Annotated in this window: 23 protein-coding genes; 7 read left to right on the plus strand and 16 right to left on the minus strand. The window is 61.9% G+C overall.

All coding sequences use genetic code 11. The annotated features are described in order from the left end of the window. Positions 1–28: 28 nt before the first annotated feature. The 5 genes from ACP15R_RS00165 to fabD all read right to left on the minus strand — a co-directional run bounded on the left by ACP15R_RS00165 (position 29) and on the right by fabD (position 3,963). Entirely contained in the window at positions 29–772 is a 744-nt protein-coding gene (locus ACP15R_RS00165) for a HisA/HisF-related TIM barrel protein (RefSeq protein WP_424984337.1), read from the minus strand. Positions 773–875: 103 nt separating this feature from the next. Further along, the gene (locus ACP15R_RS00170; protein ID WP_424984338.1) at positions 876–1,412 is read right to left on the minus strand and encodes a GNAT family N-acetyltransferase; all 537 of its coding nucleotides are present in this window, start codon (positions 1,410–1,412) and stop codon (positions 876–878) included. A gap of 138 nt (positions 1,413–1,550) precedes the next feature. Then, complete coding sequence (locus tag ACP15R_RS00175; RefSeq protein WP_424984339.1) at positions 1,551–1,784, minus strand: acyl carrier protein; 234 nt, start codon at positions 1,782–1,784, stop codon at positions 1,551–1,553. A 484-nt stretch (positions 1,785–2,268) separates the two neighbouring features. Beyond that, positions 2,269–3,006 (minus strand): 3-oxoacyl-[acyl-carrier-protein] reductase, encoded by a 738-nt coding sequence (gene fabG, locus ACP15R_RS00180; RefSeq protein ID WP_424984340.1) that lies wholly within the window; start codon positions 3,004–3,006, stop codon positions 2,269–2,271. An 18-nt stretch (positions 3,007–3,024) separates the two neighbouring features. Next, positions 3,025–3,963, minus strand: coding sequence for an ACP S-malonyltransferase (gene fabD, locus ACP15R_RS00185; protein WP_424984341.1), 939 nt, complete (start codon positions 3,961–3,963; stop codon positions 3,025–3,027). Between the two features lie 168 nt (positions 3,964–4,131). Here fabD and ACP15R_RS00190 point away from each other — a divergent pair, with 168 nt between their 5' ends. After that, entirely contained in the window at positions 4,132–5,379 is a 1,248-nt protein-coding gene (locus ACP15R_RS00190) for a cytochrome b/b6 domain-containing protein (protein WP_424984342.1), read from the plus strand. Positions 5,380–5,439: 60 nt separating this feature from the next. Here the strand turns inward: ACP15R_RS00190 and ACP15R_RS00195 are convergent, their stop codons facing one another. From ACP15R_RS00195 to ACP15R_RS00205, 3 genes are all read right to left on the minus strand, one after another. Beyond that, complete coding sequence (locus ACP15R_RS00195; protein ID WP_424984343.1) at positions 5,440–5,871, minus strand: hypothetical protein; 432 nt, start codon at positions 5,869–5,871, stop codon at positions 5,440–5,442. Positions 5,872–6,054: 183 nt separating this feature from the next. Then, positions 6,055–6,648, minus strand: coding sequence for a YceI family protein (locus tag ACP15R_RS00200; RefSeq protein ID WP_424984344.1), 594 nt, complete (start codon positions 6,646–6,648; stop codon positions 6,055–6,057). A gap of 124 nt (positions 6,649–6,772) precedes the next feature. Next, on the minus strand, positions 6,773–7,360 hold the full coding sequence (locus ACP15R_RS00205; RefSeq protein ID WP_424984345.1) for a YceI family protein: 588 nt from the start codon (positions 7,358–7,360) through the stop codon (positions 6,773–6,775). A gap of 304 nt (positions 7,361–7,664) precedes the next feature. On the opposite strand from ACP15R_RS00205, the gene rpsF reads away from it, so the two are divergent. Genes rpsF through rplI form a run of 3 tightly spaced genes read left to right on the plus strand, consistent with a single transcriptional unit; the run spans position 7,665 to position 8,919 of the window. Beyond that, positions 7,665–8,018, plus strand: coding sequence for a 30S ribosomal protein S6 (rpsF, locus tag ACP15R_RS00210; protein WP_424984346.1), 354 nt, complete (start codon positions 7,665–7,667; stop codon positions 8,016–8,018). Between the two features lie 29 nt (positions 8,019–8,047). Continuing rightward, complete coding sequence (rpsR, locus tag ACP15R_RS00215; protein ID WP_005852865.1) at positions 8,048–8,275, plus strand: 30S ribosomal protein S18; 228 nt, start codon at positions 8,048–8,050, stop codon at positions 8,273–8,275. A gap of 11 nt (positions 8,276–8,286) precedes the next feature. Then, a complete protein-coding gene (gene rplI / locus ACP15R_RS00220) occupies positions 8,287–8,919 on the plus strand; it encodes a 50S ribosomal protein L9 (protein ID WP_424984347.1) in 633 nt (210 codons plus the stop codon). 87 nt (positions 8,920–9,006) lie between these two features. Here rplI and ACP15R_RS00225 read toward each other — a convergent pair whose 3' ends face one another. After that, a complete protein-coding gene (locus ACP15R_RS00225; protein WP_424984348.1) occupies positions 9,007–9,576 on the minus strand; it encodes a hypothetical protein in 570 nt (189 codons plus the stop codon). A gap of 6 nt (positions 9,577–9,582) precedes the next feature. Next, positions 9,583–10,017 carry a DUF1330 domain-containing protein gene (locus ACP15R_RS00230; RefSeq protein WP_424984349.1) on the minus strand — a complete coding sequence of 145 codons (435 nt, stop codon included), beginning with the start codon at positions 10,015–10,017 and terminating at the stop codon, positions 9,583–9,585. Between the two features lie 166 nt (positions 10,018–10,183). Between ACP15R_RS00230 and ACP15R_RS00235 the strand changes: the two genes are divergently transcribed. After that, the gene (locus tag ACP15R_RS00235; RefSeq protein ID WP_424984350.1) at positions 10,184–10,660 is read left to right on the plus strand and encodes a transglycosylase SLT domain-containing protein; all 477 of its coding nucleotides are present in this window, start codon (positions 10,184–10,186) and stop codon (positions 10,658–10,660) included. A gap of 62 nt (positions 10,661–10,722) precedes the next feature. Here ACP15R_RS00235 and aqpZ read toward each other — a convergent pair whose 3' ends face one another. The 5 genes from aqpZ to ACP15R_RS00260 form a co-directional block, all read right to left on the minus strand. Next, positions 10,723–11,412: an aquaporin Z gene (gene aqpZ / locus ACP15R_RS00240; RefSeq protein WP_424984351.1), complete on the minus strand. Its 690-nt coding sequence runs from the start codon at positions 11,410–11,412 to the stop codon at positions 10,723–10,725. Between the two features lie 171 nt (positions 11,413–11,583). After that, the gene (gene tig / locus ACP15R_RS00245) at positions 11,584–12,915 is read right to left on the minus strand and encodes a trigger factor (RefSeq protein ID WP_424984352.1); all 1,332 of its coding nucleotides are present in this window, start codon (positions 12,913–12,915) and stop codon (positions 11,584–11,586) included. Positions 12,916–13,096: 181 nt separating this feature from the next. Continuing rightward, entirely contained in the window at positions 13,097–14,203 is a 1,107-nt protein-coding gene (locus ACP15R_RS00250; protein WP_424984353.1) for a porin, read from the minus strand. Positions 14,204–14,393: 190 nt separating this feature from the next. Then, complete coding sequence (locus ACP15R_RS00255) at positions 14,394–15,905, minus strand: malonate--CoA ligase (RefSeq protein ID WP_424984354.1); 1,512 nt, start codon at positions 15,903–15,905, stop codon at positions 14,394–14,396. A gap of 11 nt (positions 15,906–15,916) precedes the next feature. Continuing rightward, positions 15,917–17,164 carry a malonyl-CoA decarboxylase gene (locus ACP15R_RS00260; protein ID WP_424984355.1) on the minus strand — a complete coding sequence of 416 codons (1,248 nt, stop codon included), beginning with the start codon at positions 17,162–17,164 and terminating at the stop codon, positions 15,917–15,919. A 163-nt stretch (positions 17,165–17,327) separates the two neighbouring features. Here ACP15R_RS00260 and ACP15R_RS00265 point away from each other — a divergent pair, with 163 nt between their 5' ends. Both ACP15R_RS00265 and ACP15R_RS00270 read left to right on the plus strand, forming a co-directional pair. Next, positions 17,328–17,981 carry a GntR family transcriptional regulator gene (locus ACP15R_RS00265; RefSeq protein WP_424984356.1) on the plus strand — a complete coding sequence of 218 codons (654 nt, stop codon included), beginning with the start codon at positions 17,328–17,330 and terminating at the stop codon, positions 17,979–17,981. A 188-nt stretch (positions 17,982–18,169) separates the two neighbouring features. Continuing rightward, positions 18,170–18,646: a hypothetical protein gene (locus tag ACP15R_RS00270; protein WP_424984357.1), complete on the plus strand. Its 477-nt coding sequence runs from the start codon at positions 18,170–18,172 to the stop codon at positions 18,644–18,646. A gap of 51 nt (positions 18,647–18,697) precedes the next feature. Here ACP15R_RS00270 and ACP15R_RS00275 read toward each other — a convergent pair whose 3' ends face one another. Continuing rightward, positions 18,698–19,228 carry a DUF2478 domain-containing protein gene (locus ACP15R_RS00275; RefSeq protein ID WP_424984358.1) on the minus strand — a complete coding sequence of 177 codons (531 nt, stop codon included), beginning with the start codon at positions 19,226–19,228 and terminating at the stop codon, positions 18,698–18,700. Positions 19,229–19,282 lie beyond the last annotated feature (54 nt).

A 19,282-nucleotide genomic window follows, 5' to 3' on the forward strand; every position in this document is an offset into this window, starting at 1 on the left:
GCGCCGGGCCGCCCGCCTGATCGACGCCCTACTGGAACTCGGCCACCGGTTCGGGGCCAGGCTGCGCAATCCGCAGGGCTTCGGACAGGTCCACGGTCTTGCGGAACAGGGCGCGCCCCACCAGCGCCCCGGCGATATTCGGTATATAGGTCAGCCGCGCGATATCATCGACCGAACGCACCACGCCGCTGGCGATCACCGGCGCGCGCGCCTGTGCGGCGAGGCTCGCAATCAGCCCCAACTCCGCCTCGACCTCGTCCAGCTCGTTTTCGATATCGGTGATGATGATCCCGGCAAACGGTGCCTCTCCGAACGCCTCGACAAAGGCTTCGGGTGCCCATGCGCTCGACGTGCGCCAGCCATCGGTCATCACCTTTCCGCGCCAGACATCAACCGCCAGCACGATCTGGTCGGGATGAAACTTGGCCAACTCGCGCAAAAGTTGTGGATCGCGCGCCGCCAGCGTGCCCACCACGATGCGCCCCGCGCCCTTGTCAATCCAATGCTCCACCCGCTCGCGGCTGTGAAACCCGCCGCCCAGCTGTACGGGAATCCCCGCGCTGCGGATGATTTCCTCGACCAGCGCCGCGTTGTCGCCACGCCCCTCGACCGCATCGAAATCGGTCAGGTGCATCCAGCTCGCCCCGGCCTCGGCAAAGCCATGCGCGGTTTCAACCGGGTCCACATGCCAGATCATCGGCTCGTCCAGACGCCCCTTGGCCAGCGTGACACAACGCCCGCCCTGCAATTCCATTGTCGGAAAAATCAACATGACCTTACCCCCGATATTGGCCACCCGTTTCAGCCACAGGCTAGCACAACCCGAGAGGGAACATCGCCCTATTTCGGCGCTACCTGCTCTGTTTGCGGCGTCTTCACGCGGCCGGGGGGCCATTGCGGCGCAGCAGCACCACCGATTCGCCGCCACATTCGGTTTCGCGCATCTCTTCATAGCCCAGATGCGCCGCCAGCCGCAGCGACGCGGTGTTCTCGGCCGCGACCCGCGCCACAATCGGGCCGGGAATGACGCGATCGAACCAGTCATGCGCGGCCTCGGCCGCCTCGCGGCCAAACCCGCTGCCCTGCGCTTCGGGGGTCAGGATCCAGCCCGCTTCGGGAAACGGATCATAGTCCTCGCCATAGGCGCAGGCGCTGAAATAGAACCCGGTCTGCCCGACCATGATTCGCGTCTTCTGCTCGACCACGGCCCATTGCCCGAACCCGGTCATTTCCCAGTGTCCCGCGTTGCGCAGGAACGCCTCCCATGCCTTGCCCCGGCTCAACGGTATCGCGCCGCTGTTGCGCATCGCATCGCGCGCCGCCCAGATCTGGGCGAAACGGTTGAAGTCTTCGGGTTTCATCGCGCGCAGGGTCAACCGCGCCGTGTTGATATTGGGAACCGAACGGATCATTGCGCCGTTTCTTGTCTGCTTGCCTCAACCCAAAGGTGTCTACAGAATCCCTCCGGACGCAAGAGGCAGACGGCCCAGGACATAAAAAAACGGCGCCTCCCGAGGGAAACGCCGCTTCTGAAATCCGTCTGGAACGGTTCAGGACGCCGAAGTGATGAATTTGACCGCATCACCAAAGGTCTGGATGGTCTCGGCCGCGTCATCCGGGATCTCGATGCCGAACTCTTCTTCAAAAGCCATGACCAGCTCGACAGTGTCCAGGCTGTCTGCGCCCAGATCGTCGATGAACGAAGCGTTCTCGGTCACTTTGTCCTCTTCAACACCCAGGTGTTCTACAACGATCTTCTTAACGCGGTCTGCGACGTCGCTCATGTTACTTCCTCATTCCATTGCGGGCTCTTGGCCCAAGTCTGCCCTCGCCCGCTCGGGGTCGGTTGGTTTCGCCCGATTGGGCGGCTCGTTCCCGGCGTTCCGGGGATGACAGCCGGACGTTGTACCGCCGCCTGCCAAGATTGCGCCGCCTATAGCACAGAGTTGCAAAGAGGCAAACGCTTTCGAAAAGACCCGATCACTTCATCATTAGGTCTAGAACCTGCCGAAAAATTGTCCTTTTTCGGAGATAGACTGTCCTCATACGCGAAACAAGGGCCGAAGGCCCCAGGGGGCGGCATGAAACCCATGCACATACCCCCCTTGGCCGCCAGGCAAACGCCGCAAGGAGCACGTTCCATGATTCAGCTGCACGAAGCGCAAAGCCTGCTCCTCATCCTCGCCCTGCTGATCCTCAGCTACCTGGTGTTTCGCCTGCTCCGTCCCGGCGCGTCAAATTCCGACCACCGGGACGATCGTCATGACGCTACAGCATCGCCATCCCGCCATTCACATGCAGGGTCGCGCCGGTGACATAGCCGGCCTCGGGGCTCGCCAGATACAGCACCGCGGCGGCGATCTCTTCTGCATCTCCCATGCGTCCGGCGGGCACCTGCCCCAGGATACCGGATTTCTGGTCATCGGTCAGCTTGTCGGTCATCGCCGTCGTGATGAAACCGGGCGCGACCGCGTTGACGGTGATGCCCCGGCTTGCCACCTCATAGGCCAGGCTCTTGGACATCCCGACCATACCCGCCTTTGACGCCGCATAATTGGCTTGTCCCGGATTGCCGGTCGCGCCGACCACCGAACTGATATTCACGATCCGGCCCCAACGGGATTTCATCATGCCGCGCATCACGCCCTTGCAGAGCCGGAACGTCGCCGTCAGGTTGACATCGAGCACGCCCTGCCATTCCTCCACCGACATCCGCATGAACAGGTTGTCGCGGGTGATACCGGCATTGTTGACCAGGATATCCACCGCACCCATCGCTTCCGCTGCCTGTTTGGGCAGCGCATCCACCGCGTCAGGATCGCTCAGGTTGCAGGGCAGCACATGGGCCCGCTCGCCAAGTTCGCCGGCCAGCGCCTGGAGCGGTTCAACCCGCGTCCCCGACAATCCGACCGTTGCCCCCGCCCCGTGCAGCGCACGCGCGATACCGCCGCCAATTCCGCCAGACGCACCGGTAATCAGCGCGCATTTTCCTGTCAGATCAAACATTTCGACTTCCTTTTCTGCTTAGCCGAGGCTCACGGCAGCGGCCTTGACATCATCCGGCGCGCCAACCGCCTTGCAGGCGATCTCGCGGTTGATCTTGCGGATCATCCCCGACAGGGCCTTGCCCGCGCCGATCTCCCACGCCTCGCCGACGCCTTGCGCGCCCATGCATTCGACACTTTCGCGCCAGCGCACGGCACCCGTGACCTGTTCGACCAGCAGCGCCCGGATCACGTCCGGATCGCTGACCGCCTCGGCACGTACATTCGCCACCACGGGCACCGCCGGGGCCTTGATCGCCACTTCTGCCAGCGCCTGCGCCATCACGTCGGCCGCGGGCTGCATCAGCGCACAATGGAACGGCGCGCTCACCGGCAACATGATCGCCCGCTTGGCGCCGCGCTCCTTGGCAATGGCCGCCGCGCGTTCGACCGCACCCTTGGCACCCGAGACCACAACCTGCGTCGGGTCATTGTCATTCGCGGCCTGGCATACCTCGCCCTCGGCGGCGGCCTCGGCGACCTCGCGCACGGTGGCAAGGTCCAGCCCCAGAACCGCCGCCATCGCGCCCTGTCCCACCGGGACGGCATCCTGCATCGCCTGCCCCCGCGTCCGCAGCAACTTGGCCGTGTCGCCCACGCTCAGCGCCCCCGCCGCCGCCAGCGCGGAATATTCTCCCAGCGAATGCCCGGCCACATGGCTGGCGGCTTCGATGCCGACCCCCTCGGTCTCCAGCGCGCGCATCGCCGCCATCGATGTCGCCATCAGCGCCGGCTGCGCATTGCGCGTCAGCGTCAGTTCCGCGATGTCGCCGTCCCAGATCAGCGCGCTCAACTTCTCGCTCAGCGCCTCGTCCACCTCGTCAAATACCGCCTGTGCCGCCGGATACGCGGCGGCCAGCGCCTGTCCCATGCCGATCGCCTGCGCGCCCTGACCGGGAAAAACAAATGCTCTGCTCATGTTATGCCTCCATCTGCCGTCTTTGGCATAGCCCGGCGCGCAGAGAGAGGCAACGGGGCAAGCACCTGTGCGCGCACGCGCGTACCATGTGCGCCCGCGCCGCCATGCTCCGGTTGTACCCGGAAGGAAATCCACTATTTTTGTCGGAAATCGCCTGCCGAGGATGCCATGCCGCTGAACAACACCCCCACCCGCTATGGCGCAATCAGCAAGGTCTTTCACTGGCTCACCGCGCTGTTGATCCTGACGGTGATCCCGCTGGGGATGATCGCCAACGGCATGGCGCATGATCTGAACGCTCCCGAAATCGCCAGCACCCAAGCCGACATCCAGCGCACCGCGCTGTTGTTCTCAATGCACAAGACCACCGGCGTTCTGATATTTTTCGTCGCGCTGGCCCGCATTCTCTGGGCCTGCACCCAGCCCAAGCCGGTGCCGCTTCATCCCGCGCGCCGGCTCGAAACCTTCGCTGCGGAAACCGTACACTGGCTGCTCTACGGGTCGCTGGTGCTGGTGCCGCTGAGCGGCTGGATCCATCACGCGGCAACCGTGGGCTTTGCGCCGATCTGGTGGCCCTTTGGCCAGTCCCTGCCGCTTGTGCCCAGGGATGAAGACGTGTCGCATCTCTTTGCCAGCCTGCACATGATCTTTATCCGCGTGCTGCTGCTGGCGCTTGCCCTGCATGTTGCGGGCGCGCTCAAACATGTGGTCATCGACCGCGACTCCACGCTGCGCCGCATGTGGCCCGGCGGTGGCGAGACCGAACCGCCCGCAACCGTCGCGGCCCATTCCGCCTTGCCCGCCCTCGCCGCGCTGATCGCCTGGTCCGGGGCGCTCGGCATCGCCGCGCTGTCGGGGGTCTTTGCACCCCATGCGGCCCCACCTGCACCAGCGAGCGCAACCGCCACCGCCCCGTCAGACACCACGACCGCCGGCTGGCAGGTTGTCGAAGGGACGCTGGCGATCTCGATCACCCAGATGGGCAGCACCGTCACCGGCGAATTCGCCGACTGGAACGCCGACATCACCTTTGACACCCCCGCCGCGCCCGGCCCCGCCGGCACGGTCGAGGTTACGATATCGATCCCCTCGCTGAGTCTCGGCGGTGTGACGCAACAGGCGATGGGCCCCGACTTCTTTGATGCCGAAACCTTCCCCACCGCCCGCTTCACCGCCGACATCCTGCGCACGGACACCGGCTATGACGCCACCGGAACCCTCACCATCCGAGACACCACCCTGCCCGTCACCCTGCCGTTTGACCTGATCCTTCAGGACGACACAGCCACCATGACCGGCACCCTGCAACTGCAACGGCTCGACTACCAGATCGGCCCATCCGTCACCGACCCCGCCTCGCTTGGCCTGGATGTAGAAGTAGACGTGGCGCTCACGGCGACGCGCAGCGGGGAATAGGCCAGAACGCATCTGCGACAGCTATTCGGACATTGAGACTAATGTGATATTCGGGTCTTTCTAAATTTCCTGTTCTAGAACATCTACGACCTTTTGTAGCGTCGAAATCAATGGAAGTGTCCTTCCGTCCAGCAATACAATCTGTGCCGAGACGGCTTGCAATAGCTTGGAAGGCATGCTGCCGCCCAGAGTAACCAAGCTACCGGTGGTTCTGTGGGGATTAGTTAAACCCTTATGGTTACTGTTTTCACGCTTAACAATTTGGTGCTTTGAGGCGTTAGCGGCTTCGTAGATTGCTTCAAAATCTGGTTCTCGCTCGAGGATTCTAGCTCTAACTGCTGAAATTTTTCCACCTTCTCTTTCAGAGATGTAGTCAACCGTATGAGAAATGACGATTGTAGCTGCCACTTGCAGGTCATGCGCTTGTTGATCCTTCTTGAGCCTCTCGAAGATCGGCAATACGATTCTCTCAAAGTACTCTCTAGCTTCCACGGCAAAGATTCCGCATTTTAAACAAAAATTGTGCGCTTATCTTCGAATTTGGCAAAGCGCGAATGTCTAGTCACGAAGGCAAGAACCCAGTGCAGACTTCGATCCCCGGCACTTGTAAAACGTCGCACCAATACACATGAGGCTGACGAAAACTGGCACATCGCTTCTCGACGCAAAGCCACCCTACTCCACCGCCCGCAATTCCGAATTGATCACGATGCGGATGTCGTCGGAGCCCATTGGCACGAACGCGCCCATGTTCCATTCCGAGCGTTTGATGTTGGCCACGGCGGTCACGCCCAGCCATGTTCCGGAGAAATAATTGAAATAGCGCCCGACCGGATGTTCGCCGACCGCATGTACGGTCACGTCGAACTCGGTCTCCTTGGTCACGTCCTTGATCGTCAGATCACCCCTGACCCTGAGCTTCATCGGCGCAACCTGCTGAAAGGACGTGGAGTTGAAGCTGATCAGCGGGTATTTCTCAAGATCAAAGAAGGTATCGCTCCACAGGTCGTTGTTGAAGCGCTCGACCCCGGTTTCCATGCTGTCCACGGGGATGGTGAAAAACGCCGACGACTCCGGCACCGAGTTCAGCGAAAAATTCAGCGAGCCATCCACCTTGGTGAATTCAAGCGATTGCTCGGAAAAGCCGGAATGGTCCCAATAGACCCGCACCTCGGTATGTTCCGGGTCCACGATCCATGTTTCCGCCAATGCCATGGTGGTCCAGCCAAAGGCGGCAAGGACACAGGCCGCTATCGTCTTTCTGATCATCAATCCCTCCGGGCGTGGTTGCGCTGCCCAAGTCAGCCAAGGTTGCGCTCTTGCCGGCGGGGGGACAAGAGTGCAACGCAAAAAATGTTGTGGGCCAACAGGCGGGCCCGCAACCTGATCTGCCTCAGCTGGCGTCGTCGCCCTCTGCCGCCTGTGCTTCGACCGAGATGCGAACCTCGACCTCGTCGCTAACGTAAGGGGCGAACATCCCGAGGTCATATTCCGAACGCACCAGAGTCGTGGTCGCGTCAAACCCGGCCCAGGGCTTGTTCGCCATCGGATGCATGCCCGCCTGGTTCAGCCTGGCGTCCAGAACCACCTGTTTGGTCACGCCGTTCAGGGTGAGATCGCCGGTGATCAGCGCGGTATTGTCGCCGGTGACCTCGATGCCGGTGGACACGAATGTCACCATCTCATCCTCGCTGGCGCCAAAGAATTCGGGCGACATGAAATGCTTGAACCGGTCTTCCCACCCGGTCAGCATCGACATGACCGGCATCGAAACCTCGACGCTGGAGGCTTCGGGGTTTTCGGCGTCAAAGCTGATCTTGCCGTCAAAGCCCGAGAACATGCCCCAGCTGGTAGAATATCCCAGGTGGTTATAGCTGAACACCACCTGGCTGTGGCTCGGATCAAGCGTATAGGCCACTGGCTCGGCGGCAACGGTCGTGGTGACGAGGCCAAGTGCGGCGGCGAAAAATACGGCTTTCATGGGGTCGGTTTTCCTCTCTGTGGGGTCTGCGTTTGATGAGCGATATCTAGGGGATCGCGGGACAAAACCAATCCCGGAAAACTCCACAGGATCTGTGGATTGGCGAACAGTCGCGCAGCGGCCCGGTATCTTGCCCATCGCGCGTTGCCTTGACGGGCGACTTGGGCTTGCCCTGATGGCAGATCCGTGTATATGGGGCGTTCCTTTCGCACGTATCTGAACCGCGCAGTCTCTCGTGGCGGGGCCGCGAAAGGACATTGGCCCCACCTTTGAAATGCGCCTTGAAACAAGAACAGGAGTCAACATGCCACTCTATGAGCATGTCATGATTGCGCGTCAGGATCTGTCCAACACGCAAGCTGAAGGCCTTATCGAACATTTCGGTGCGGTCCTGTCCGACAACGGCGGCAAGCTGGTCGATCAGGAGTACTGGGGCGTCAAGACGATGGCCTACAAGATCAACAAGAACCGCAAGGGCCATTACGCCTTCCTGCGCACCGATGCACCGGCACCGGCCGTTCAGGAAATGGAACGCCTGATGCGCCTGCATGACGACGTGATGCGCGTTCTGACCATCAAGGTTGACGCCCACAAGGAAGGTCCGTCGGTCCAGATGCAGAAACGTGACGAACGCGACAACCGTCGCGAGCGCCGTTGATCCACAGCTTGAGAAAAGGACTGTAAAACATGGCAGCCAAACCATTTTTCCGCCGCCGCAAAGTCTGCCCCTTCTCGGGCGACAATGCTCCCGCCATCGACTACAAGGACACCCGCCTGCTGCAGCGCTATATCAGCGAGCGCGGCAAGATCGTCCCCAGCCGTATCACCGCCGTCTCGGCCAAGAAGCAGCGTGAACTGGCCCGTGCCATCAAGCGCGCCCGCTTCCTCGCCCTGCTGCCCTACGCCGTCAAGTAAGGAGAAAGCACATGCAAGTCATCCTTCTGGAACGTGTTGCCAAGCTGGGCCAAATGGGCGACGTCGTCGACGTCAAACCGGGCTATGCGCGCAACTACCTGCTGCTGCAGAAAAAGGCGCTGACCGCCAGCAAGGCGAATATCGCCGCCTTCGAAGAGCAGAAAGCACAGCTTGAGGCCCGCAACCTCGAGACCCGTAAAGAGGCCGAAGCCCTTGGCGAGAAACTCGACGGGCAGCAGTTCGTCGTGATTCGCTCGGCCTCCGATGGCGGCAATCTCTATGGCTCGGTCACGCCCCGTGACGCAGCCGATGCCGCCACAGAGTCCGGCTTTACCGTCGATCGCAAGCAGGTTCTGATCCGCACCCCGATCAAGGCCCTGGGCCTGCATGAGGTCGAAGTGCACCTGCACCCCGAAGTCGACGTTCGCATCAAGCTGAACGTGGCCCGCTCGCCCGAAGAGGCCGAGCTTCAGGCCTCCGGCAAGTCGATCCAGGAACTCGCCGCCGAGGAAGAAGCCGAAGCGGAATTCGAGATCGCGGAACTGTTCGACGATATCGGTTCGGCCGCTTCGGATGACGACGCGATCGCCGATGCCGTCGATGCCGATGCCGACACAGCCGGGGACGACGCGTCCAAGGCCTGATCTGGCCCCCGGATCACCGACACGTTTCAAACCGCGCGGAGCCCCGGCCCCGCGCGGTTTTTTCATGAACCCGGTGTGAACCGTCGGTTAGCGCCTTTTGCGCGCGCGTATCATCCACAGCGCATTGGCCGAAATCATCGCGAGACCGCCCAGTTCCAGTATCCAGTTCATCCTGACATTGCTGAACTGTGCATTGATGAGCGCATCGAAATGGTGAAACCCCACCGCGCGCACCGCGATGAAGGCCAGCAGAAAGATCAGCCCCAGCAACATGAGCCAGACCTGGCCAAGGTGCCGCCACATGGTCCAGACGATGAGCAGGCCAAAGCCCAGACAGTAAAGCAGCAGGATGACGATGAACCCCGCCTGAACCGCGCGCCGGTCCTCGTACCAGCCCTGCAATTGCGCAAGGCAGCGTGCTCCGGCCGTGAGCGCCGACTGCAGATCCAGTTGCTTGTTCGCCATCAGCAGCACCAACAACAGCGCCAGGCCATAGCCAAACAGCCTGAGCCGTCCGGCCGGATGCCGCCAGAACGCCACCGCACATAACAGCGCAGCGATCCCGTAGACCGCAACCGTGACCCATCCCATCACGCTCGGGTCGCCAATGGTTGGCGACCAGTTTTGGTTCAGGCATTGCATCACCGCCGCCATCATCCGCGATCAGCCCTCCTGCGCCGGATCGCCGGAAAAAGCACTGCCCGCGCCGAGCGGTGCCATCCGGATCAGGCGCGAATCCGCGACCGCCGCCTGCCGGTGCGCCATGGCCGCACGATAATCAGGATCCTTGAGCATTGCGAGGAACGCGCCCGGTTGCGGATACTCGGCGATAAAGCACAAATCCCAACGTTCGTCCTGCGGGCCGATCACCACCTGCTCGAGCGCGCCGCGCCAGACGATGCGCCCGCCCACCCGCGCAAAGACCGGGCTGCTCAGTCGTCCATAGCTGGCATAGGCCTGCTGGCCGGTGGCAACGGTGCCATCCGGATAAGCCGCCTGCGCCCGCAGCCGCACGAGGTTCAGCATATGCACCGGTCCCTCGCGGTCATTGGCCTTGAACGCTTCGTAATCTTCTCGCGCGAACCCCAGATATGGCATTGGCCGTCCCTCCGTCACTGCCCCCAGATTGGCCCCTGCCGCCGCCCGGGACAAGACCGGCATCGGCAATCCGCCGCGCAAAACACGCCGATGACCGGGGGCGGCTTGCCGTGGACCCGGTTACGGATAGATTGCGTTCCGGATCAACAACTGGATTCTCAGATTCATGTTAACTCTGTCCCGCCGTCGCGCGTTGGCCGGGCTGCTCATGTGCCTTGCCACCGCAGCATGTGCAACGACCCCCGAACCTGTTGCCCCTGTCGGCCCGCCGCTCTATCCGAATGAAACACCGGAACTGCGCGCGCTGATCAACGAATACGCCGATCTCTACGAGATCCCGCGCCCGCTGGTTCACCGCCTCGCGATCCGCGAGAGCACACATCGGCCCGAGGCGATCAACCGCCCCTATTACGGCCTGCTGCAGATCCTGCCCGCCACCGCCCGCTCGATGGGGTTCAAGGGACAGCCCAGGGATCTGCTCGATGCGGAAACCAACCTGAAATATGCCGGGAAATACCTGCGCGGCGCATGGCTGATCTCCGATGGCAGCTATGACAACGCGGTGAAACACTATTCGCGCGGCTATTGGCACGAGGCCAAACGGCGCGGAATGCTGGTAGAGACCGGGCTGGTTCAGCCCTGATCCCGGACGCTCACGATTTAACGGGCCGCGATGATTGCGGCCCGTACCGGGGAAACCGGCAATCAGTCGTCGGTGGTCATCATTTTCCAGATCACCGCCCCCAAGGCCCCCCCGATTAGCGGCGCGACCCAGAACAGCCACAGCTGTGACAGCGCCGGCCCATCGGCAAACAACGCCACGCCGGTCGACCGGGCCGGGTTGACCGAGGTATTGGTCACCGGGATCGAGATCAGGTGAATCAGCGTCAACCCAAGGCCAATCGCAATCGGCGCGAACCCCGCGGGGGCACCTGACGAGGTGGCGCCAAGGATGATAATCAGGAAAAACGCGGTCAGAACAATTTCAATCACCAGCGCCGAAATCAATCCGAATTTTTCCGGCGACGCGTCACCAAACCCGTTCGACGCAAACCCGCCCACGCCCTGGAAATCGGACATGCCCGAGAACACCACGTATAGCGTCGCCGCGGCGGCGATGGCCCCCACGACCTGCGCCAGCCAATAGGGCAAGAGTTCCCCTGCCGGATGCCGCCCGCCAACCACCAGGCCAAGCGTGACCGCCGGGTTGAAATGGCCGCCGGAAATATGCCCCACTGCATAGGCCATGGTCAGCACCGTCAGGCCAAAGGCAAGACTGACTCCCAGCCAGCCAATCCCCACATTCGCCACGCCGGCCGCGAGGATGGCGCTGCCGCATCCTCCGAACACCAACCAATAGGTGCCGAAAAACTCGGCCATCAACTTCTTTGACATCGGACACTCCTGTTCACGTTCTCGTGTACTCCGCGCCCATTGGTAACGCGAAACCGGGAAAACACACTGGGAAATATCCGGATTTTGTATCACTGCGCTGACAGGGTGATGCGCAAGACAAAAAAAGGGCCGCCCCAGGGGCGACCCTTTGCATCCAGTCTGATGACGAGACTATTCGTCTTCCATCGCCTCAACGGCCTTTTGCAGATCGTCCTTGCTCACCTCTTTGTCGGAGATGCTGGCCAACTCAAAGACATAGTCCACGACCTTGTCTTCGAACAGCGGCGCGCGCAGCTGCTGCTGCATCTGCTGGTTCTGCTGCACGAACTCAAAGAACTGGCGTTCCTGTCCCGGGTACTGGCGGGCCTGGTTCATGATCGCCTGGGTCATCTCGGCATCGCTGACCTCGACCTCGGCCTTCTGGCCCAGCTCGGCCAGCAACAGGCCCAGGCGCACGCGGCGCTCGGCAAGCTTGGTGTGCTCGTCGGTGGTTTCGATCTCGGGGTGATCATGCCCCTGAACGTCGGGGTTTTCCTCGTGCCACAGCTGGTGCGCGATCTGCTTGGCTTCGGCCTCGACAAGGCTCGGCGGCAGCTCGAAAGACACGATCGTGTCCAGCGCGTCCAGCAGGCCGCGTTTCATCACCGCGCGGGCGGCACCGGAATACTCGGCTTCCAGGCGCTCACCGATCTGGGTTTTCAGCGCGGCGAGATCCTCGGCACCGAATTTCTTGGCCAGTTCGTCGTCGATCTCGGCGGCAACCGGTTCCTTCACCTCTTTGATGGTGCAGGTAAAGACCGCTTCCTTGCCCGCCAGGTGCGCTGCCTGATAGTCTTCCGGGAAGCTGACGGTCACGTCTGTTTCCTCTTCGGCCTTCACGCCAACCAGCTGCTCTTCAAAGCCGGGGATAAAGCTGTTGGACCCCAGAACCAGCGGATAATCTTCGGCGGAACCGCCTTCGAACGCTTCGCCGTCGACCTTGCCAACGAAATCCATGACAACCTGGTCGCCATCCTTGGCCTTGCTGCCCTTGCGGCGGGCTTTGAAATCCTGTGCGGTTTCGGCCAGGTTGGCCAGCGCTTCTTCAACCGCCGCGTCATCCGCCTTGACCACGAGCTTTTCGAGCGAGATCGACTTCAGATCGACTTCCGGGATTTCCGGGAGCGCTTCATAGGACATCTCGACCTGAACGTCGTCGCCCTCTTTCCAGTCTTCGTTGGTCATCTTGACGTCGGGCTGCATCGCCGGACGGTCGCCGCTTTCCTCGAAATGCTTGTTCATCGCGCCGTCGATGCTTTCTTGCATCGCTTCGCCCATCAGGCGTTGGCCGAACTGCTTTTTCAGCAGCGGCATGGGCACCTTGCCCTTGCGAAAGCCTTTCATCTCGACTTCGGGCTGGGCCTCGGTCAGTTTTTCATTGACCTTCTCGTCCAGCTCGGCGGCGGTGACGGTGATCGCGTAGCCGCGCTTCAGACCTTCATTCAGCGTCTCGGTGACCTGCATCATGTTTCCCCATAGGTTCCGGCGTGCGCCCCGCGCACCCTTGCGAATTTGGGGCCTTCTATTGGTCGGGCGGCTGCGGCGCAAGAGGCATTCAGGCGCGAACTCTCACCAGCGGTGCATATCAACGAAAAACGCGCCCCCAGGGGCGCGTTTGCGATTGTCTCATGTGGTGCCTGCTGCCTCAGAACTTCCAGCGCGCGCCGAACATCACCGACGACGCGTCCTGGTAGCTGGCGGAAGGCTCGGTCAACTCGTAGGTGCGGTAACCCAGATAGGCCTGCACATTGGCATCGTCAAAACTCTGAACCGCGCCAATCCCGACCGAGTCGGCCTCGGCCCCGTCCACACTCCGGTCGCGGCCTTGGTAATAGTCGACCGACAGCGCCGTCTTGCCGATGCTCAGCCAATCCGCCTGGTAGCCCAGCTTGCCATAGGTATAGGTGCCACTGCTGGACCGATCCCCCGCCGCCAGCGTCACGCTGACCCCCGAGCTGTGCAGCACGCTGACCGAACCGATGGTGTCGTTGAACTTGTCGACATTTTCGGCGGGCCGGATTTCGGCATATCCAAGAGCGCCCTCGATCCGGAAGTCGCCAACGGTGTTCTTGTAGCGCAGCGCGATGGCGGTGGATTCCAGATCGCTGTCCTCGACAAGGATTTCCTCGCCCCATGAGACCGACAAGGTGAAATTGGCGAAACTGGGCGTGTCGTAACGCACACGGCCACGACGCCCGCCATCGAAATCGCCAAAAGAACCGCCGATGAAACGCCCGGACAAAGCACCGGCACTATCGCGGAAGCGGAACGCACCGGCAGTATCCGGGATCGCCACATAGGTGGCCAGCGATGTACCCGAAAGGTCGACCTCGGCAACGCCATCGGTCGACATGCTGCCCTGCCCGATATAGAACGTGCCATAGCGGTCGGTCTTGTAGCTGAGGTCCACCTTGCGGATGTTGCGGCGCTGCCAGTTCACGCCCTTGGGTGTGAAATCCTGCGACAACGCACCCGAGGCCCGCAGGCCAAGGGCGGTTTCAAAGTTGAAGGCAAGTTCGTTCGCGCCAAAGCTCTGGCGCACCCACAGGCCGATGCGGCTGTTGGAGGCCGAATTGTCCACAACATCCGAGGTGGTTTCCTCGCCATCGTCAAAGGACAGGTAGGCCGGGTCGAACTGACCATAAAGCAGCACGCTGCCGCCATTGCCGTTTTCGTATTTCAATTCTGCTGCGGCGGTTGTTGCCAGCGGCAACAGCGACGCAATCGTCAGGGTCCGAAGTGTGGAATGCATGTCAAATCTCGCTGGTGTGTTGATGCGCCAGCGTCAGGGCCCGGGCAGATGCCCACCATACCGGGCCGCACGCCGGTCGGCCCCCTAGTGGCATCAAAGCCGCAAGAATGCTCGTGCAAAACCTGTGGCGCGTCGTCGCACCCGCAACCTGCGGTAGCGCCCCTGTCGCCGGATTACCGTTCAACCTGCGTTACTTGAACAGCCCTCCGAACGCGTCGCGCAGCAGGTTCTTTTGCACCTTGCCCATGGTGTTGCGCGGCAATTCGGGCAACACCACCAGCTTGCGCGGATGCTTGAACCGGGCGAGCGACTGGCCCACCGCCTCCATGATGGCATCAGTATCGGGTGTTGCACCGGGCGCGGCCACCAGAACCCCGACCACGGTTTCGCCGAAATCAGGATGCGGCACACCAATCACCGCGCTTTCCAGCACGCCGGGCTGCTCGTCCAGTACCAGCTCGATTTCCTTGGGATAGATATTGTAGCCGCCGGAAATGATCAGGTCCTTGTTGCGCCCGACGATCTGGACATAGCCATGCGCGTCGATCATCCCGAGATCGCCGGTTATGAAAAACCCGTCTTCGCGCAGCTCTTCGCGGGTCTTTTCGGGCATCTGCCAATAGCCCTTGAACACGTTCGGGCCGCGCACCTCGATCTGGCCGACCTCGCCATCGGGCAGCGTATCGCCACTGTTGGCATCGGTGATCTTGAGCTCGACCCCCGGCAACGGGAAACCGACCGTTCCGGCGCGGCGGTCGCCGTCATAGGGGTTGGAGGTGTTCATGTTGGTCTCGGTCATGCCATAGCGTTCCAGGATCCGGTGCCCGGTGTGTTCTTCGAACTGGACATGGGTCTCGGCGAGCAACGGCGCGCTGCCTGATACGAACAGGCGCATGTGGTTCACCAGGTCACGGTCGAACCGCTCGTCATTCAGCAGCCGGGTATAGAATGTCGGAACCCCCATCATCGCCGTGGCGCGCGGCAAGTCGGCGATGATCTGGTCAAGATCGAACCGGGGCAGAAAGATCATAGATCCGCCCGCGATCAGGGTGATGTTGGTGGCCACGAACAGCCCGTGCGTGTGAAAGATCGGCAGCGCGTGCAGCAACACATCCCCGGCCCCGAACCGCCAGTAGTCCGCCAGCACCTCGGCATTGGACAGCAGGTTGGTCTGGGTCAGCATCGCCCCCTTTGAGCGTCCTGTTGTGCCCGAAGTGTAAAGAAACGCCGCCAGGTCCCCGGCCTCGCGCGGTACGGTCTCGAATGCGGATGGCTTGCCCTGCGCCTTGTCGCACAGGGTTCCGGTGCCATCGGCGTTCAGGGTTTCGAGCGCCGCCCCCGCTGCCCGCGCCACCGGGCCAAGCGCCTCGGCCCGGCCCCCGTCGCAAATCAGCACCCGCGCGCCGCTGTTTTCGACGAAATAGCTGACCTCGTCGGCCGTATAGGCCGTATTGAGCGGTAGAAAGATGACCCCCGCCTGCACACAGGCCGCGTAGACCGCCAGCGCCTCGGGCGATTTTTCGATCTGCACCGCCAGCCGGTCACCGGGCTGCGCGCCCAGTTCCACGAGGACATGCGCGAAACGGGCCACCTGAGCGAGGAATGCGCCATGAGTGATCATGCGCCCGTCCGGCAGGTGCAGGAACGCGGTGTCCTGCCCGGCGTAACGTCCGAACAGCGTGTCAAAAAGTGGATTTGCCATGATGTTTGTCCTCACGAAGTCGGTTTCTGTGCGGCCCGCGCCAGCGCGGTCACGTCGGATGATGCGGCAATGGTCTGTTTGCTGGCATAGCGCTCATGGTTCTGGGTGATCAAGGACAGGTCATAGAGATAATTGACCATCGCGCCGCCCGATTGCGCCATACCGTTGTCGGATATATCCGCACCGGCATGCACCGCATGCACCAAGGCCCCGTTGCCCAGATGGAACCGCGCCACCGGGTCATAGGGCGCGCCATCGCCGCGCCTGGCATGCAACAGGTAATGTGCCGCGCGCTGCCGTTGTTGCTCGGGTGTGTCGTCAGGCAGCCCGGCCCCCGCGTCTTTGGCCCAGCGGGACAGGCCCGGGATCGGCGACAGGGTCACAAAGGTCCGCAGACCCGGCAGCTCCCGCGACAGGTCCGCGACAACCTGCTTGATCAGCGAGTTGCCAAAAGAGATCCCCGCCAGCCCGTCCTGGCAATTCGAGATCGAATAGAACACCGCGGTATCGGCCTCATCCGCGGCGATGATCTCGCGCTTGCCGTTCAAAAGGGTCTGAACCGATGACGCGATACCACGCGTCAGGGCGACCTCGACAAAGATCAACGGTTCGCTTGGCATACTGGGATGAAAGAACGCGAAACAACGGCGGTCTTCCGGCTGCACCCGCCCGCGCAGCTCCTGCCAGCTGCCGATTTCGTGGACCGCCTCATAGGCGATGATCTTTTCTAGGATCTCGGCCGGGCTTTCCCAGTTGATCGGGCGCAGCACGAGAAAGCCCCGGTTGAACCAGGACGCAAAGAGATGCCGGAAATCGAGATCGACCATGCCGAATTCGGGCGCGTCCCGCATCAGGCGCAGCAGGTCCTTGCGCATCTCGACCAACTGCCCGGTGGCGCCCGGCACCTGGTTGAGCCGTCGGGCAAGCTCCTGGCGGCGGGCTTCGGAGGCGGCCAGAAACGCACGATAGGTCGGCTTGCCGGGCGCGGCGTCATACGCCGCAAGCGCGTCGCGCACCGCCTGTGAATCGATGCCAAGCCGCGTTGTCAGAAACCCGAAGAACGCCGCCTTGCCCGCGTCATCCATATCCGCATAGCGATCGAGAATATGCCGCGCCAGGATCATGCCCGACACCTCGCCGGAACTGCCCAGCAACGCATCGCACAACTCTTCTATGCTGCGCCCGGTGCGGTCCGGTTCGGTCGCCCGGCGATAGCGCCGCGCAAACACCGTGTTCATCAGGTCGGATAACAGGCTCATCCCCATGCCCCCCCTCTACCGAGGCAGCGGATTGCCGCCCGCGAAATCGGGAACGGCCCCTGCCCTCGATCGGCAACCTCGGAGATTTGGAATTCAAAGTCAAGGTTTTTGTATACAATAGTTACGATATAGAATACCATATGCGCATCAAGAGGAGATCCTGATGGACGTGCGACGTGCCGACCCGATCGTGGAAGAGCTGGAAAAACTGATATTTACCGGTACGTTCAACGATGGCGACCGGCTGGATGAAATTCGTCTGGGCAAACGGTTCGGCGTGTCGCGCACCCCGATCCGCGAGGCCCTGCAACGTCTGGTTGCCTCGGGGCTGGCGGTACAGTTGCCCCGGCGCGGTGTCTTTGTGGCGCTGCCCGGCCCCGTCGAGCTGATGGAGATGTTTGAAACCATGGCCGAGATCGAAGCGGTTTGCGCGCGCCTTGCCGCTCTGCGGATCACTGATACCGCGCTGGACGATCTGGACGCGATCAACCGGAATTGCCGGACCGCGATGCAGGCCGGGGATACGGACGGGTATTATCGCGAAAACGAACGGTTTCACCACGCCATCTACCAGCAGTCCGGCAACGGCTTTCTCGCGAAAGAAGCGCGGCGGCTGCAACATCGGCTGAAACCCTATCGCCGTATTCAGCTGCGTCTGCGTGGACGAATGGCACAATCCATGGCCGAGCACGAAACCATCCTTGACGCCCTCAGAGCCGGCAATCCAGCCGCGGCGGCCGAGGCGATGCGTGGGCATGTCGCCGTGCAGGGTGAAAAATTCCGCCACCTGATGAGCAGCCTGAACCCCGCCGGTTAACGCCGGGGCCGGGCGATGAACGGCCCGTCCCGCTCATTCCGGGGATGGAAAATGGCCATGCAACCGCTTGCAAAAGACGATTTTCTGCAACGGATGCCCAGCTTCGTCACATTCTGAACAATTTTATATTCCATTTTCACGAAGTTAGGTTAACACGTCATTAACGATTTCGGGCAGGGTTTGCAGGGATGGCCACCACTCACGATTTTTCTGTTCCACGCGCCGATGAGGTGATCGTTTCCGCACAGCCCGTCGCCTATTTTCCCGCGCGCCCGGATGGGCGGGACGAAACCTGTCATTGCGTTTTCATCGATGAAATCCAGGTGACCGATGGGGTCTGCCAGCGCCAGACCCTGCGTGGCTTGGAGGATCTGGTTACCGGGGATGAATATCGCTTTCCCGATATGCACCCGGATGGTCGCGCCCGTGTCAGGATCGAGGGCGAGGATGCCACGATCAGGTTGCAGGCCAGTGTCGAGGTTGGCCGCGCCGTGGTCCGGGCGCGGCGCACCCATCGTGTCACCCTGATGTCGGATTGCGCCCATGTGGTGCAGGCGGATCTGCTGGAGACCTCCACGCAACGGGTAATGCTTGCGCTGAGCGGTCAGGTCTTGGCCGGAGGCTCATATGCGCTGATCGCGATCGCGGCGTCTCAGGTACGCTGAATGGCTTGCAATCGGGCGGTGCCTGCCGCACCCGGCCCGATGCAAGCCGCGTCAGGCTGTCTGCTCTGCCGGGACCACCTGCGCGACCCAATCCATCAACGCCATCACGTCACCGGGCAGGCAGGTTTCCATGCCCTGCGCAAAGGTCTGAAATTGCGAATGATTGGTCGGGTTTACCGCCGTCAGAACCGGAATGCCCGCCATCATCGCATCTGCGATCAGGGGACGAAAGCCGCGCCCATCCGCTTCGTGCTTGCCAAACTTGTTGACGATCAGCAGCTGCGGCAAGGGGCCCGTCGCCGCCCCAAGAGACTGCGCCACATGCCCCACCGCCTGTTCAAGCGCCTCGGGATTCAGTCGGCAGCCGCGTGATCCGGCCCCCAGCGATTGCGAAATCCGAAACACCGGCCCGTCCGGTATCACCCGCACATCCATATCGCATAGGTCGCTGTCCGAACAGGTGGTGTTGGATTGAACCACACCGCCAAGACGCAGCCCCCGCGCGATCAGCCGATCCGCCAAATCCGACAGCAGCATATCCGCCTGCCCGCGCGCCATGGTTCTGATATAGGCCAATGCCATCGCAAGGCTCTCCTGTTCCGCTCCCGGAATGTGGTGCCGGAAATCGCCCGCCCG

The organism is Microbulbifer sp. S227A, from assembly GCF_049800935.1.

What these genes read in the sequence shown, in the direction of transcription:
- ACP15R_RS00270 (WP_424984357.1), top strand. Translation starts at nt 18,170, where the DNA reads ATGGCCACCACTCACGATTTTTCTGTTCCACGCGCCGATGAGGTGATC.
- ACP15R_RS00230 (WP_424984349.1), bottom strand. Translation starts at nt 10,017, where the DNA reads ATGCCATATCTGGGGTTCGCGCGAGAAGATTACGAAGCGTTCAAGGCC.
- rpsF (WP_424984346.1), top strand. Translation starts at nt 7,665, where the DNA reads ATGCCACTCTATGAGCATGTCATGATTGCGCGTCAGGATCTGTCCAAC.
- rpsR (WP_005852865.1), top strand. Translation starts at nt 8,048, where the DNA reads ATGGCAGCCAAACCATTTTTCCGCCGCCGCAAAGTCTGCCCCTTCTCG.
- aqpZ (WP_424984351.1), bottom strand. Translation starts at nt 11,412, where the DNA reads ATGTCAAAGAAGTTGATGGCCGAGTTTTTCGGCACCTATTGGTTGGTG.
- ACP15R_RS00170 (WP_424984338.1), bottom strand. Translation starts at nt 1,412, where the DNA reads ATGATCCGTTCGGTTCCCAATATCAACACGGCGCGGTTGACCCTGCGC.
- tig (WP_424984352.1), bottom strand. Translation starts at nt 12,915, where the DNA reads ATGCAGGTCACCGAGACGCTGAATGAAGGTCTGAAGCGCGGCTACGCG.
- ACP15R_RS00165 (WP_424984337.1), bottom strand. Translation starts at nt 772, where the DNA reads ATGTTGATTTTTCCGACAATGGAATTGCAGGGCGGGCGTTGTGTCACG.
- ACP15R_RS00255 (WP_424984354.1), bottom strand. Translation starts at nt 15,905, where the DNA reads ATGGCAAATCCACTTTTTGACACGCTGTTCGGACGTTACGCCGGGCAG.
- fabD (WP_424984341.1), bottom strand. Translation starts at nt 3,963, where the DNA reads ATGAGCAGAGCATTTGTTTTTCCCGGTCAGGGCGCGCAGGCGATCGGC.
- ACP15R_RS00265 (WP_424984356.1), top strand. Translation starts at nt 17,328, where the DNA reads ATGGACGTGCGACGTGCCGACCCGATCGTGGAAGAGCTGGAAAAACTG.
- rplI (WP_424984347.1), top strand. Translation starts at nt 8,287, where the DNA reads ATGCAAGTCATCCTTCTGGAACGTGTTGCCAAGCTGGGCCAAATGGGC.
- ACP15R_RS00225 (WP_424984348.1), bottom strand. Translation starts at nt 9,576, where the DNA reads ATGATGGCGGCGGTGATGCAATGCCTGAACCAAAACTGGTCGCCAACC.
- ACP15R_RS00235 (WP_424984350.1), top strand. Translation starts at nt 10,184, where the DNA reads ATGTTAACTCTGTCCCGCCGTCGCGCGTTGGCCGGGCTGCTCATGTGC.
- ACP15R_RS00260 (WP_424984355.1), bottom strand. Translation starts at nt 17,164, where the DNA reads ATGAGCCTGTTATCCGACCTGATGAACACGGTGTTTGCGCGGCGCTAT.
- ACP15R_RS00250 (WP_424984353.1), bottom strand. Translation starts at nt 14,203, where the DNA reads ATGCATTCCACACTTCGGACCCTGACGATTGCGTCGCTGTTGCCGCTG.
- ACP15R_RS00275 (WP_424984358.1), bottom strand. Translation starts at nt 19,228, where the DNA reads ATGGCATTGGCCTATATCAGAACCATGGCGCGCGGGCAGGCGGATATG.
- ACP15R_RS00200 (WP_424984344.1), bottom strand. Translation starts at nt 6,648, where the DNA reads ATGATCAGAAAGACGATAGCGGCCTGTGTCCTTGCCGCCTTTGGCTGG.
- ACP15R_RS00205 (WP_424984345.1), bottom strand. Translation starts at nt 7,360, where the DNA reads ATGAAAGCCGTATTTTTCGCCGCCGCACTTGGCCTCGTCACCACGACC.
- ACP15R_RS00190 (WP_424984342.1), top strand. Translation starts at nt 4,132, where the DNA reads ATGCCGCTGAACAACACCCCCACCCGCTATGGCGCAATCAGCAAGGTC.
- ACP15R_RS00175 (WP_424984339.1), bottom strand. Translation starts at nt 1,784, where the DNA reads ATGAGCGACGTCGCAGACCGCGTTAAGAAGATCGTTGTAGAACACCTG.
- fabG (WP_424984340.1), bottom strand. Translation starts at nt 3,006, where the DNA reads ATGTTTGATCTGACAGGAAAATGCGCGCTGATTACCGGTGCGTCTGGC.